We start from the raw sequence: 13,272 nt of genomic DNA on the forward strand, positions 1-13,272 counted from the left end.
TCACGGCGGGGGGAAGCAGCCGGTCTCACACGCCGAAGAGCGTCATGACCCGGCGGACCGCCTCGGCCACCGGGAGGCCGATCTCGCCGACCAGTTGGGCCACACCGGAGACGCTCCCCAGGGCCCGGCGGAACGCGCCGCGCTCCACCTCGCCCTCGGTCAGGGTGTCCAGCGACGCTTCCAGGACCGCCCGGTCGTCCTCCTGGACCCGTCCGCGCAGCACCTCGACCAGGCCGATGAGGTCCTGGAGGGCTGCCTGCGGATCCTGCGGCGCGTTGTGCTGCGTGCCGATCTTGCCGATGTTGTGCGTCCCGTAGACCTGGAAGTTGTCGCCGACCTGCCCGATCCGGAAGTCCTCGGTGCCGCTCAATTCCCCACCTTTCCGACGTTGCCGCTGCCGAACACCTTGAAGTTGTCGCCGACCTGGCCGATGTAGTTCGTGACCTGCTGGTGGAAGCTGGCCTGCGGGTCGTCGATGGCCTCCATGACCACGCGGACGAGGTCGTGGACGAGCTCCGGGTCGTTGGTGACGAGCGCGGTGTTCGGCGTGCCCGCGGTCTCGATCACCAGCGCGTAGTACGTCTTGTCCAGGATGACGCCGCCCAGTTGCACCACGAGGAGGCCCATCGCCGCGAGCGCGACGACGGCCGCCGCGTCCTGGTACCCGTTCGGGAGCACGACGAGGGCGATCAACGCGAGGATGATCACGATCACGAAGGACTTCACGAAGCGTGCGATCGCCTGCCCGCGCGGGGGATCGACCCTGACCGTGGTCGCCCGGGCGATGTTGTTCAGCGGATACGCCTCCGCACCGATCCAGAGCACTCTTCGGCTGACGACCACGTCGGTCACGACACTCCTGGCCATGCGGCTCCCCCCATGTTCTGATGTAGGGCACAGCATCCTCGCCAACTCCCCTGTCAGCAAGCCGCTTTGCGTGAGTGTCGCGGCTCCGTAGGAGGATGGCCGTGACGGGCCGCCACGTCTTCGGTCCGCCGACCACCCGGAGGTGCCGCATGACCACGACCCGCCCCGCCGCAGAGGCCCCCGACCGGCGGCCCGAGCCGGTGTCCGACCCGCTGCCCGGGCCGCTGGTCGGCGTGGACTGGCTGGCCGGCCGGCTCGGCGAGCCGGGGCTCGTGGTGTTCGACGCCTCTGTAGGCGCCCACCGCGGCGCCGCCCGGCGGATCCCGGGCGCGCGGCCCTTCGACCTCGACGGCGCGCTCTCCGACCACGACGCCCCCGCCCCGCACACCATGCCCGCAGCCGCCGCCTTCGAGGAGACGCTGCGCGCGCTCGGCGTCGACGACACCAGCACGGTCGTCGTCTACGACGGCGCCGGCGTCTACTCCAGCGCGCGGGCCTGGTGGATGCTGCGCGCCATGGGCTTCGACCGGGCGGCCGTCCTGGACGGCGGGCTGCCCGCCTGGACCGCCGCCGGACTGCCCGTCGCGCCGGGCGGACCCGCGTACGAGGGCCCGCGCGGCTCCTTCACGGCCCGCCCGCGGCCGGGGCTGCTCGTGGACCACGCCGCCGTCGGGGCGGCCCTCGCCGATCCGGGGGCGCTCGTACTGGACGCCCGTACGCGCGGACGTTTCACCGGCGCGGCCCCGGAGCCGCGGCCGGGGCTGCGCGGGGGCCACATGCCGGGCGCGGTGAACCTGCCGTTCGGGGACCTCCAGCGCGGCGACGGCCGCATGCGGCCGGCCGGGGAACTGGGCGAGGTGTTCGCGGCGTCGACCGGTGGCCGGGAGCGGCTCTACTTCAGCTGCGGCTCGGGCGTGACGGCCTGCGTCCTCGCCCTGGGCGCCACGCTGGCCGGGTACGGGGAACTGGCGGTCTACGACGGCTCCTGGACGGACTGGGCCATGCGCCCGGAGCTGCCCGCGGTGACGGGCCGGCGCGAGTAGCTCTCCGGCGTCGCCGCCTCGGCATCTGCCGTTCGGCCCCTGACCCACGCCCCCCGCACGTGTTCGCCGGGGGCGAACGGTTGGTGGGGAACATTGGGGGGCGCACATGCATTGAGTCGGCATAGCTCAACTTCACTGCCGGAGGGAAGATCATGGCTTCGACGTCCGTAACGCTCACCCTGCCCGTGCTGCCGCTCGACGACGAGGTCGTGCTGCCTGGGATGGTCGTGCCGCTGGACCTGTCCGACGCCGAGGTGCGGGGGGCCGTCGAGGCCGCCCAGGCGGCGGTCCGCAGCGGGAAGCCCCGGGTGCTGCTCGTGCCGCGCGTCGACGGGAAGTACGCCGGCACCGGTGTGCTCGGGACCGTCGAGCAGGTGGGGCGGCTCTCCGACGGGGACCCCGGCGCGCTCATCCGCGGTGTCGGCCGCGTCAGGATCGGGGCCGGGACCACCGGGCCCGGGGCCGCGCTCTGGGTCGAGGGCGAGAGCGTCGACGAGAGGCTGCCCGACCCGCTGCCCGGGTCGGTCACCGAGCTCGTCAAGGAGTACAAGGCACTCGCCACCAGCTGGCTCAAGAAGCGCGGCGCCTGGCAGGTCGTGGACCGGGTCCAGCAGATCGAAGGGGTGTCGGCGCTCGCCGACAACTCCGGGTACTCGCCGTTCCTGACCGTCGCCCAGAAGGTCGAACTGCTGGAGACGGCCGACCCCGTCGCCCGCCTCAAGCTGGCCATCACCTGGCTGCGCGACCACCTCGCCGAGCAGGACGTGGCCGAGTCCATCGCCAAGGACGTCCAGGACGGCGTCGACAAGCAGCAGCGCGAGTTCCTGCTGCGCCGCCAGCTGGACGCCGTCCGCAAGGAACTGCGCGAGCTCAACGGCGAGAAGGACGGCGAGGAGTCCGACGACTACCGGGCCCGCGTCGAGGGCGCCGACCTGCCCGAGAACGTACGGGAGGCCGCGCTCAAGGAGGTCGACAAGCTGGAGCGCTCCAGTGACCAGTCCCCCGAGGGCTCCTGGATCCGCACCTGGCTCGACACCGTCCTCGAACTGCCCTGGAACGAGCGGACCGAGGACGAGTACGACATCCGCGGCGCCCGCGCCGTCCTGGACGCCGAGCACGCCGGACTCAGCGACGTCAAGGACCGCATCACCGAGTACCTCGCCGTGCGCAAGCGGCGCAGCGAGCGCGGCATGGGCGTCATCGGCGGCCGCCGGGGCGGCGCCGTCCTGGCGCTCGTCGGGCCGCCCGGCGTCGGCAAGACCTCCCTCGGGGAGTCCGTGGCGCACGCCATGGGCCGCAAGTTCGTCCGCGTCGCCCTCGGCGGCGTCCGCGACGAGGCCGAGATCCGCGGCCACCGCCGTACATACGTCGGCGCCCTGCCCGGCCGGATCGTACGGGCCATCAAGGAAGCCGGGTCCATGAACCCCGTCGTCCTGCTCGACGAGATCGACAAGGTCGGGTCGGACTTCCGCGGGGACCCGGCGGCCGCACTGCTGGAGGTCCTGGACCCTGCCCAGAACCACACCTTCCGGGACCACTACCTGGAGGTGGAGCTGGACCTCAGCGACGTGGTGTTCCTGGCCACCGCCAACGTCCTGGAGGCCATCCCCGAGGCGCTCGCCGACCGCATGGAGCTCGTGCGCCTCGACGGGTACACCGAGGACGAGAAGGTCGTCATCGCCCGCGACCACCTGCTGCCCCGCCAGCTGGAGCGCGCCGGACTGGGCGCCGAAGAGGTGGTGCTGGAGGAGGACGCCCTGCGCAGGCTGGCGGGGGAGTACACCCGCGAGGCGGGCGTGCGCACCCTGGAGCGGTCCATCGCGCGGCTGCTGCGCAAGGTGGCCTCCCAGCACGAGCTGGGGGAGCGGGAACTGCCGCTGCGCGTCGGCGCCGACGACCTGCGCGGGCTCATCGGACGCCCGCACCACGTCCCGGAGTCCGCACAGGACCCCGCCGAGCGGCGCACCGCCGTCCCCGGCGTGGCCACCGGACTCGCCGTCACCGGCGCGGGCGGCGACGTCCTGTTCGTCGAGGCCTCGCTGGCCGACCCCGAGACCGGGGCCGCCGGACTCACCCTCACCGGACAGCTCGGCGACGTGATGAAGGAGTCGGCGCAGATCGCGCTCAGCTTCCTGCGCTCGCACGGCGCGGAACTGGAGCTTCCGGTCGCCGACCTGAAGGACCGGGGCGTGCACATCCACTTCCCGGCGGGCGCGGTGCCGAAGGACGGCCCGAGCGCGGGCATCACGATGACCACGGCGCTCGCCTCGCTGCTCTCCGGACGGCAGGTGCGCACGGACGTGGCCATGACCGGCGAGGTCTCCCTCACCGGGCGCGTCCTGCCCATCGGCGGGGTCAAGCAGAAGCTGCTGGCCGCGCACCGGGCCGGGCTGACCACCGTGATCATCCCGAAGCGCAACGAGGCCGACCTGGACGACGTCCCGGCCGAGGTGCTGGAGGGGCTGGAGGTCCACCCGGTGACGGACGTGCGCCAGGTGCTGGAACTGGCCCTCAGCCAGGCGGAGGCCGTCGCGGTGACCGTGGCCGCCTGACCGGCCGCCCCCGCGAAGAAGCCGGTCCCCGGGACCCAGCAGGTCCCGGGGACCGGCTTCTTCGCGCTGCGCGGCAGGGCCGGTGCGGCGGGGCCGCGGGGTGACCGCCGGGGCGCTGCGAAATACTGGTGCCTCAGGACACCACCGATGGGAGCGGACGTGCACGGAAGCGAAGACCAGGAGTTCCTTGCCCTGGAGCGGGAGCTGTCCGTCTTCCTCCGGCGCGCCAGGGCCTCGTCCGGGGAGATGGCCCGCGCGCTCCACCCCGAGCTGGAGCCGGCCGCGTACGGGCTGCTCGTGCGGCTGGAGGCGGCGGGCCGGCAGCGGGCCACCGAGCTCGCCGCCTACTTCGGCGTCGGCAAGGCCACGATGAGCCGCCAGCTGCGGGCCCTGGAACTGCTGGGGCTGGTGGCGCGCGAACCGGACCCGGCCGACGGCCGGGCCTTCCTGGTCGGGCTCACGGACGAGGGCCGGGAGCGGTTCCTGCGCGTACGGGGGGCCCGGCGCGAGCAGTACATGCGCAAGCTCGCCGACTGGGACCGCGGGGAAGTGGCCGAACTCGCCCGGCTCCTGCACCAGCTGAACCAGGGAGCGGAGTAGCCGCTACAGCTCGGCGTACGCCGCCGAGGCGTCGTCGTGGCGCTTGCCGCGCCCGTGCGCGCGGGCCGGATCCGACTCCAGGGTGCGGACCCGGGCGATCAGCGACTGCGCGCCCTCCTTGCGGAGCACCGCCAGGCACTGAGCCCAGTCGCCCTCCCCGAACGTGTCGGTCCACCGGCTCGCCCCGTCGGTCAGCGCCGCCACCGCCCGGACCCGCTCGCGCGGGGTACGGCCCGTCACCGCCCGCGCCGCGACCGCCGGGTCCGCCGCCGCCGTGAAGAAGCCGCCCTCCGCGTTGCGCAGCGCGTCGGCCGAGGCGGTCGTCCGCAGCAGCTCGCGCGGGATCCGGTCCAGCCGGTCGTCGAGTACCGCCGTCACCTCGCCGCCGGGCGCTTCGAGGAGCAGTACGGAATCCGAGAGCACGAGGTGCTCCACGTACGCCCCGTCCCACCGCGCCATCACCACGGTGGCCTGCGGGGTCCGTACGTGAGAAAGGTCACAGGTCGTGCGGTGGCCGTCGGCGGTGTCGCGGATGGACTGCGCCAGGATCCGGCCCAGCGGCATGTCCCGCCGCGATCCGGACAGTTCGGTCAATCGGCCCCCGAGCCGCGCCGCGAACCAGGGCACGCCGTGCGAACACCCCACCTCGCCGCTCGGCGGAGTGACCCCGTCCAGGGCGACCAGGACTCCGCCGCCCGTGGCGGGTATCGCCGCCGATAGCCAGTCCTCGTTGGGGCGTTCCGGGTGGCCGGGGGCCGAAGCGAGGTCGATGCGCATACGGACATTCTGCCCGCCCCGCGTCGCCGGGCCCCTCGCGCCGATCCCCAAAGTCCGTACCAATCGGGGGTTCCTCGCGCGCACCCCGCCCGCGCGCCCGGAACGGCCCCGGACCGCCCCGCCGGGGATGTGGGCGGGCATAGTGCCAAAGCCCTCGCCGATCTTTCAACCACCCGTCCATCGCGGGGCTCCGAAGGGGCACCGCCGAGTTGGTCGCCAACTCATCCGTGATGTTCACTCGTTCGAGTGGCCGGGTGGGCGATGTCGGGCTCTCTCCCCAACACACTGCAAAGGTCTGAGGCGGTACGAGGGGGCAGGGGGCGTTTACTTGTTGACCGGCCGTTACCTCGGCCACACGAGTAGACGAGCACGAGCACACGTACAGGATTGCGAGCACCGGTGCAGAAGAAGCGGTCTCGGAAGAACGGCACCGCCACCGACGGACCCGCCCCCGCAGGACGCCCCGTCCGCGTGCGCAGCAGGCTCGTCATAGGCGTCGCCGTCGCCGGCCTCACCGTCCTCGCGGCCGGCGCTCCGGCCGTGGTCTCCGCGACACGGGAGCTGAACGACTCCCAGCAGCTGGTCACGCTCGCCGAGCAGACCCAGCACACCCTCACCCTCGCGCACCTCCTCGGCGACGAGCGCGACGCCGTCGTCGAGTACGTGGCCAAGGGCCGCCCCGGCGCCCAGGCCAAGGGCCCCGTCCAGGAACGCACCGCGCTCACCGACCGCCAGCTCGCCGAGGTCCAGAACGAGGCCGACGAGGCGCTCGCCCGCGACCTCGGCCGCGTCCGGGCCGTCCGCGCCGAGGCCGTCGACGGCAAGGGAACCGCCCTCGCCGCCCACCAGGCCTACGCGGCCGTCATCGCGCAACTCCTCGCGCCCGGCGACCTGCTCGCCGAGCGGACCCCACCGCGCGCCGTCGCCGCCCTCGCCACCACCCGCCCCCTGGCCCCCCTCGGCCAGGCCGTCGAACAGGCCTCGGCCACCCGCGGACTGCTGCTCGCCGCGCTGGCCGTCCCCCGCGGCGAGCAGTCCGCCAACACGGCCGCCGTGGACGAACTGACCACCGCCGCCCAGCGGGCCCGCGTACGGGAGCAGGCCGCGCTCGACGACTTCAACCGGGTCGCGCGCCCCGACGTACGCCAGACCCTCGCCGCCACCGTCACCGGACCCGACGTCAAGACGGCCGACGACTACCTCAAGCGGCTCACCGAGCGGCCCACGCTGTCCACGGCCGACCGGCGCCTCGACGGCGCGAGCGTCGCCCCTGCGCTCACCGCCCGCATCGACCGCATGCGCTCCGTCGAGGCCACCCTCGCCGGGCAGCGGGCCACCGCGCTCGCCACCCTGCGCGACGACGACGTGACCCGGCTGGAGATGCTGGTCGCGGCCCTCGGCCTGCTGTTCCTGGTGGCCGTCGGCTTCGCGACGGCCGTCGCGCGCTCGCTGACCCGCCCGCTGTCCGTACTGCGCCGCGGCGCGGCCCGGCTGGCGACCCCGGAGGGCTCGGTGGAGCCGGTCCGCTTCACCGGCCGCAACGACGAGTTCGCCGAGGTCGTACGCCACCTCAACGCCGTCCGCGACCAGACCGTCTCCCTGCACACCCGCATCGCCGGCCTCGACGCCGACGGACGCCGGCTCATCGGCCGCAACGAGGCGCTCTCCGCGGCCCGCGATGCGCTGGAGCGGGAACTGGAGGCGACCCGCGAGGCGCTGGAGCAGGAGCTGACGGAGCTGCGGGCCGGGCTGGCGGAGCACCGCCGCATCATGTCGACGACCTCGGTCTCGCTCTCGCTGCGCACGCTGGGCCTGGTGGAGCGCCAGCTCCAGGTCATCGAGGAGCTGGAGTCCAAGGAGCAGGACCCGGACCGGCTGGCGACCCTGTTCAAGCTGGACCACCTGGCGACGGTCATGCGCCGCCACAACGAGAACCTGCTGGTCCTCGCCGGCCAGGAACACGGTCACGGCGCCGGGGCCCCGCCGGTCCCGCTCGTGGACGTGGCGCGGGCCGCGGTCAGCGAGATCGAGCGCTACGAGCGCGTCGACCTCGCGGCGCTGCCGCCGTTCACACAGGTCGCGGGGCACGCGGCCGACGACATCTCGCACGTCCTCGCCGAACTGCTGGAGAACGCGACGACGTTCTCGCCGCCCGAGGCCAAGGTCCGGGTCTCCGGATGGCTGCTCGACTCGGGCGACGTGGTGCTCTCCGTCGTGGACGAGGGCATCGGGGTCACCGGCGAACGGCTGGAGGCGCTGAACGCCCGCCTGGCCACGCCGGAGGCCTACGACGAGGAGCCGGAGTCCGAACACGGCCTGGGCCTCGGCCTGTACGTGGCGGGCCGGCTCGCGGCCCGGCACGGGGTCACGGCCGAGCTGCGGCCCGGGCGGCACGCGGGCACGGAGGCCCTCGTGGTCGTCCCGGCCACGCTGCTCCCGACGACGCCGCCGAGCTCGCCGGTACACACGTACGCGAAGCCCTCGCAGGGCGTGCCGGAGCTGCGGCTGCCCGGTGTGATCGCGGAGGCGAACGAGAACACCATCCCGGGCCGGCGGCTGCCGCAGTCCCCGGCGGTGGAACGGGAGGCCGAGGCTTCGGCGCAGTCCGCCCCGGCCGCCCCCGCCGAGCCCTTCCAGGACCCGGGCCCGGAGGCGGACGCGGAGCTCCTGCGGGGCATGGAGTGGGATCCGGCGCTGCCGGACGCGGACGTGTCGGCCGAGGCGGACGGGCCGGAGCCGGCCTCCGGCGCCCGGCACGGCCAGGACCCGGCCGGGGACGGCCGGCTGCCCCCCGCCGACCAGGTGTTCACCGCGGCCGGCCGCACCGCACCGGCCCCCGGCGAGGGCGATCCCGGTGAGGAGCTCCTCGCGCGCGTCGTCCCCGACGCGGGACCGGAGGCCTTCGCGGAGCCCGGCCCCGACCCGGCGCACCCCGACCCGCTGCCCGATGCCGGTCCGCGGGCCGACGTACCGGAAGCAGGCCCGCCGCTGCCCGGACAGTCCGCCGCCGCCGTCGCCCCCGACGGCCCGGCGGAAGCCCACCGGCACGCGCCCGACGAGGCCGACTGGGTCCCCCGCCAGGCGAGCCACCCCGACGCCGGAGCGCAGACCGCGGCCGTCACCGACAAGGGGCTGCCCAAGCGGACCCCGCGCACCGTGGCCGCGCCCCGCCCCGAGGCGGTACGGCCCGAGCCGCCGCGCCGGGTCGACGCGGAGGAGCTGCGCCGCCGCCTCGGCGGCTTCTACCAGGGGACGCGGGACGGACGGCGCGTCGTGGCCGCCGAGCTCGCACAGGACACCGACCAGGGGGACACCGCACAGGAGGCACGCACATGACCGCGCCCAGTACGTACGGACTGAGCACCCAGGCCCGCAACCTGCAGTGGCTGCTGACCGACCTGGTCGAGGAGGTGCCCGGCGTCAACTCCGTCGCCGTCGTGTCCTCGGACGGGCTCCTGCTGCTGTCCTCCGACCCCGGGGGAGCCGCCGCCGGCGCGGCCGGCGGCCCCGGCGAGGAGCCCGCGCGCACCAAGGGTCCGCGCGGCGCCTCGGCCGACCTGGCCACCATCGTCTCCGGCCTCGGCAGCCTGACCACGGGCGCCGCCGAGCTCATGGAGGGCGGGGCGGTCAAGCAGACGATGGTGGCGATGGAGCACGGCTCCGTCTTCGTCATGGCCATCAGCGACGGTTCGCTGCTCGGCGTGCACGCCACCCCCGACTGCGACATGAGCGTGGTGGCCTACCACATGGCCCTGTTCGTGGGCCGGGCCGGCCACGTACTGACCCCCGAAGTCCGCAGCGAGCTGCGCCAGTCGATGGAGAAGACCCCGTGAGGAGTACGGCCCCGGCGACCGACCGCCTGCCGATACGCGGAGCGGGCCGCCGGCCCGCCCGCGTCCGCCCGTACTCCGTCACGGGCGGTCGCACCCGCTTCACGCAGGTCCTGCACGTGGAGACGTTCGTCGCCGCCTGCGACACCCGGGCGTCGGAGCCGCAGCGGCCCGAGCCCGAGGACCGCATGCCCGAGATGCCGGCCATCGTCGAGGTCTGCCGCCGCATGCGCACCATCGCCGAGATATCCGCGCTGCTGAAGCTGCCGCTCGGAGTGGTCCGCGTCCTGGTCAGCGACCTCGCCGACCAGGGGCGGATACGCGTCTACGGGACCGGGCACGGCCCCGGCCGCCCCGAACGCGCGCTGCTGGAAAGGGTGCTCAGTGGTCTTCGCAGTCTCTGACCCGCCCGCCTGCGCCCAGGCCCTCGCGGACGAGCCCGTCCAGCCCTGGCAGTACGACCGCTCCCGCGCCCCCGTCGCCGTCAAGGTGCTGGTCGCGGGCGGCTTCGGAGTCGGCAAGACCACCTTCGTGTCCTCCGTCTCCGAGATCGCCCCGCTGCGCACCGAGGCGGTGATGACCCAGGCGAGCGCCCCGACGGACGACCTGTCCGGCACCCCGGACAAGAGCACCACCACCGTCGCGATGGACTTCGGCCGCGTCACCCTCGCCGACGACCTCGTGCTGTACGTGTACGGGACGCCGGGCCAGAAGCGGTTCTGGTTCATGTGGGACGACCTGGTGCGCGGCGCCATCGGCGGCATCGTGCTGGCCGACACGCGCCGGCTGCGCGACTGCTTCCCGGCACTCGACTACTTCGAGAGCTGCGGCCTCCCGTACGCGGTCGCCGTGAACCACTTCGAGGGCTCGGACGCGTACGAGCCCGAGGACGTGCGGGAGGCGCTGGCCATTCCGCCGCACGTGCCGGTGCTGATCATGGACGCGCGGCGCCGGGACACGGTCGTCGAGTCCCTGGCGACGCTGGTGGGCCACGCGCTGGACGCCACGCCGGAACCGTAGAAGAGCCGAACGCCGAACGCGTCCCACCGGACGCGGCAGGCCGAACGCCGAACGCCGAACCGCACCTCCGAATCGAGAACGTGACATGCGCAAGATACTCGTCGTGGGGGCCGGCCAGTCCGGTCTCCAGCTCGCCCTCGGCCTTCAGGCGAAGGGGTTCGAGATCACCCTCATGTCCAACCGGACGGCGGACGAGATCCGCACCGGGCGGGTCATGTCCACGCAGGTCATGTTCGACACGGCGCTGCGGCACGAGCGCGACCTCGCGCTCGGCTTCTGGGAGCGCCAGGCCCCGCGGATCGAGGGCGTCGGCGTCTCGGTCGCCGCCCCGGACGGTTCGCGCCCGGTCGACTGGCTCGGCCGTCTCAAGGGGTACGCCCAGTCCGTCGACCAGCGTGTGAAGATGGCCGGCTGGCTCGACGTCTTCGTGCAGCGCGGCGGACAGCTGGTGATCCACGGCGCGTCCGTCGCCGACCTGGACTACTTCTCCCGTGCGTACGACCTGGTGCTCGTCGCCGCCGGCAAGGGCGAGCTGGTGTCGATGTTCGGCCGGGACGCGGCGCGCTCCCCGTACGACGCGCCCCAGCGCGCGCTGGCCGTCTCGTACGTGCACGGGCTCGCGCCGCGCCCCGAGCACCCCGAGACGGAAGCGGTGCGCTGCAACCTCGTGCCGGGCGTGGGCGAACTGTTCGTGATGCCGACGCTGACGACGTCGGGGCGCGCGGACATCCTGTTCTGGGAGGGGCTTCCGGGCGGCCCGCTCGACGTGTTCCAGGGGGTCGGCGACCCGGCCGAACACCTGGCGCTCACGCTGGAACTGATGGAGAAGTTCACGCCGTGGGAGTACGCGCGGGCGGCGAAGGTGGAGCTGACGGACGCGGGCGGCACGCTGGCCGGCCGGTACGCGCCGGTCGTCCGCAACCCGATCGGGCGGCTTCCGGGCGGCGGGCTGGTCCTGGGCGTCGCCGACGTGGTCGTCGCGAACGACCCGATCACCGGCCAGGGCTCGAACTCGGCGTCCAAGTGCGCGGCCTCCTACCTGTCGTCGATCCTGATGCACGGGGACAAGCCGTTCGACGAGGGGTGGATGAAGGCCACCTTCGACAAGTTCTGGTTCACGACGGGCAAGCCGGTGACCCAGTGGACGAACGCGATGCTGGGCGTCCCGCCGGAGCACGTGCTGAACCTGATCGGGGCGGCCGGGCAGCTCCAGCCGGTGGCGGACCGTTTCGCCAACGGCTTCGACAACCCGGCCGACTTCGACACGTACTTCTACGACCCCGAGGACGCGCAGGACTACTTGGACGAGGTCGTGTCCTCGGCCGGCCCCTCGGCGGGCTCCGGAGCACCCGAGGCGGAATAGCCGGTGTCGGCGGAGTAGCCGGTGTCGCCGCCCTCCGGGGTCCGCGGCAGGGGCGGAGCGGTGAACTGGGCGAGCGGGGCCGCGTCCGGGTCGGGCCGTACGGCGCCGAGCAGCGGGTTCGCGGCGATGGGGGACACCTTGACCCTCGCGCCGGGTCGCGGGGCCTGGATCACCTTGCCGTCACCGACGTACAGGGCCACGTGGGTGGCCGAGGGGAAGTAGACCACCAGGTCGCCGGGGCGCAGTTCGTCGAGGGGCACCTTGGGGAGCCGCGCCCACTGCTCCTGGCTGGTCCGGGGGATGGCGCGGCCCGCGTGCGCCCAGGCCTGCGAGGTGAGCCCGGAGCAGTCGAAGGACGCGGGGCCCTCGGCGCCCCAGACGTACGGTTTGCCGAGCTGCTCGGTGGCGTAGGTCAGGGCGGCGCCCCCGGCGGCCGTGGGCGTACGGGGGGTGGCGGCGAGCCGGCCGGACGCCAGCAGCTCGCGCTGCGCGGTGGCGGTGTCGGCGGCCTCGCGGGTGCCGAGCCGGGCGAGCTGGTCGGGGGTGAGCGAGGCGAGGACCCGCTCGACCTGCCTGAGCTTGAGCTCGACCTGCTGCTTGTTCCGCCTGCGCTGGGCGGTCAGGGTCTGGCGGGCGTCGAGGGTGGTGCGGGCGGCGGTGGCGAGGAGGTCGGCGCGGCGCTCGGTGCGGGTGAGGCGGGCCAGTACCCCGGCCCGGCGGGCGCCCTCGCGGGCGGCGATGCGCCGCTGGTCCTGGGCGGCCTGGGGGTCGCCGGTGAGCAGCATGCGGGCGTACGGGGAGATCCCGCCGGCGCCCTGGTACTGGGCCCGGGCCACCCGGCCGGCGGCGGCCCTCTCGGCGCCGAGGGCGGTACGGGCCTTGGCGAGCTCGGCGCTGAGCCGGCGCTCCTCGTCCTGCCCCTCCTTGAGCGCGACCTCGGTGGCCTTGTACGCCTCGGCGGCGGCTTCGGCCTCCCGGTAGAGCCCCTGCAGCCGCGCGAGCAACTGCCCCACGCCGAGCCCCTGGAGCGCCTCGGCCCCCCCGGCCGCCCCGGCGCCGGGCCCCTGAGCGGCGGTGGCGCTCGCGGCGTCGGCGGCGGCCGCGGCTGCGGTGTCCGCGGCGTCCGCGGTGTCGGCCGTCTCTGCCGGGAGGGGACCCCGGCGGGTCCGGGCGTCCGCCGCGGGGAGCTCCCGCCGGGCGGTGGCGCCGCCGGGCGCGTC

Annotated in this window: 12 protein-coding genes; 8 read left to right on the forward strand and 4 right to left on the reverse strand. The window is 74.3% G+C overall.

The window, feature by feature from the left end; genetic code table 11:
- Window positions 1-25 precede the first annotated feature (25 nt).
- Both ACS04_RS05960 and ACS04_RS05965 read right to left on the reverse strand, forming a co-directional pair.
- On the reverse strand, window positions 26-370 hold the full coding sequence (locus ACS04_RS05960) for a hypothetical protein (RefSeq protein ID WP_048475446.1): 345 nt from the start codon (window positions 368-370) through the stop codon (window positions 26-28).
- Window positions 367-867, reverse strand: coding sequence for a DUF6232 family protein (locus tag ACS04_RS05965; RefSeq protein WP_158977187.1), 501 nt, complete (start codon window positions 865-867; stop codon window positions 367-369). Before ACS04_RS05965 ends, ACS04_RS05960 begins: the two co-directional genes overlap by 4 nt.
- A 149-nt stretch (window positions 868-1,016) precedes the next feature.
- Here ACS04_RS05965 and ACS04_RS05970 point away from each other — a divergent pair, with 149 nt between their 5' ends.
- From ACS04_RS05970 to ACS04_RS05980, 3 genes are all read left to right on the forward strand, one after another.
- Window positions 1,017-1,910: a sulfurtransferase gene (locus tag ACS04_RS05970; protein ID WP_078864477.1), complete on the forward strand. Its 894-nt coding sequence runs from the start codon at window positions 1,017-1,019 to the stop codon at window positions 1,908-1,910.
- 152 nt (window positions 1,911-2,062) lie between these two features.
- Entirely contained in the window at window positions 2,063-4,462 is a 2,400-nt protein-coding gene (gene lon, locus ACS04_RS05975) for an endopeptidase La (RefSeq protein ID WP_048475448.1), read from the forward strand.
- A gap of 147 nt (window positions 4,463-4,609) precedes the next feature.
- Window positions 4,610-5,062: a MarR family winged helix-turn-helix transcriptional regulator gene (locus ACS04_RS05980; protein ID WP_048475449.1), complete on the forward strand. Its 453-nt coding sequence runs from the start codon at window positions 4,610-4,612 to the stop codon at window positions 5,060-5,062.
- 3 nt (window positions 5,063-5,065) lie between these two features.
- Here the strand turns inward: ACS04_RS05980 and ACS04_RS05985 are convergent, their stop codons facing one another.
- Window positions 5,066-5,839, reverse strand: coding sequence for a protein phosphatase 2C domain-containing protein (locus ACS04_RS05985; protein WP_048475450.1), 774 nt, complete (start codon window positions 5,837-5,839; stop codon window positions 5,066-5,068).
- A 471-nt stretch (window positions 5,840-6,310) separates the two neighbouring features.
- Here ACS04_RS05985 and ACS04_RS05990 point away from each other — a divergent pair, with 471 nt between their 5' ends.
- The 5 genes from ACS04_RS05990 to ACS04_RS06010 all read left to right on the forward strand — a co-directional run bounded on the left by ACS04_RS05990 (window position 6,311) and on the right by ACS04_RS06010 (window position 12,052).
- Entirely contained in the window at window positions 6,311-9,175 is a 2,865-nt protein-coding gene (locus ACS04_RS05990) for a sensor histidine kinase (protein WP_245236293.1), read from the forward strand.
- Window positions 9,172-9,672: a roadblock/LC7 domain-containing protein gene (locus ACS04_RS05995; RefSeq protein WP_048475452.1), complete on the forward strand. Its 501-nt coding sequence runs from the start codon at window positions 9,172-9,174 to the stop codon at window positions 9,670-9,672. Before ACS04_RS05990 ends, ACS04_RS05995 begins: the two co-directional genes overlap by 4 nt.
- Entirely contained in the window at window positions 9,669-10,073 is a 405-nt protein-coding gene (locus tag ACS04_RS06000; protein ID WP_048475453.1) for a DUF742 domain-containing protein, read from the forward strand. Before ACS04_RS05995 ends, ACS04_RS06000 begins: the two co-directional genes overlap by 4 nt.
- Window positions 10,054-10,689 carry a GTP-binding protein gene (locus ACS04_RS06005; RefSeq protein WP_048475454.1) on the forward strand — a complete coding sequence of 212 codons (636 nt, stop codon included), beginning with the start codon at window positions 10,054-10,056 and terminating at the stop codon, window positions 10,687-10,689. The genes ACS04_RS06000 and ACS04_RS06005 overlap by 20 nt, the downstream gene beginning before the upstream one ends.
- An 85-nt stretch (window positions 10,690-10,774) precedes the next feature.
- Entirely contained in the window at window positions 10,775-12,052 is a 1,278-nt protein-coding gene (locus ACS04_RS06010) for a styrene monooxygenase/indole monooxygenase family protein (RefSeq protein WP_048475455.1), read from the forward strand.
- On the opposite strand, the gene ACS04_RS06015 is transcribed toward ACS04_RS06010, so the two are convergent.
- Window positions 11,986-13,272, reverse strand: a 1,287-nt coding sequence (locus ACS04_RS06015) for a C40 family peptidase (RefSeq protein ID WP_245236294.1), incomplete at its 5' end; no start/stop codon positions are given. The two genes, ACS04_RS06010 and ACS04_RS06015, sit on opposite strands and share 67 nt — an antisense overlap.

The sequence above is a fragment of the Streptomyces roseus genome, from assembly GCF_001044425.1.
In the GTDB taxonomy this organism is placed as follows: domain Bacteria; phylum Actinomycetota; class Actinomycetes; order Streptomycetales; family Streptomycetaceae; genus Streptomyces; species Streptomyces roseus.

Excerpts from the sequence above, each read along its gene's own strand:
- ACS04_RS05965 (WP_158977187.1), bottom strand. The coding sequence starts at position 867 with ATGGCCAGGAGTGTCGTGACCGACGTGGTCGTCAGCCGAAGAGTGCTC.
- ACS04_RS05970 (WP_078864477.1), top strand. The coding sequence starts at position 1,017 with ATGACCACGACCCGCCCCGCCGCAGAGGCCCCCGACCGGCGGCCCGAG.
- lon (WP_048475448.1), top strand. The coding sequence starts at position 2,063 with ATGGCTTCGACGTCCGTAACGCTCACCCTGCCCGTGCTGCCGCTCGAC.
- ACS04_RS05980 (WP_048475449.1), top strand. The coding sequence starts at position 4,610 with ATGGGAGCGGACGTGCACGGAAGCGAAGACCAGGAGTTCCTTGCCCTG.
- ACS04_RS05985 (WP_048475450.1), bottom strand. The coding sequence starts at position 5,839 with ATGCGCATCGACCTCGCTTCGGCCCCCGGCCACCCGGAACGCCCCAAC.
- ACS04_RS05995 (WP_048475452.1), top strand. The coding sequence starts at position 9,172 with ATGACCGCGCCCAGTACGTACGGACTGAGCACCCAGGCCCGCAACCTG.
- ACS04_RS06010 (WP_048475455.1), top strand. The coding sequence starts at position 10,775 with ATGCGCAAGATACTCGTCGTGGGGGCCGGCCAGTCCGGTCTCCAGCTC.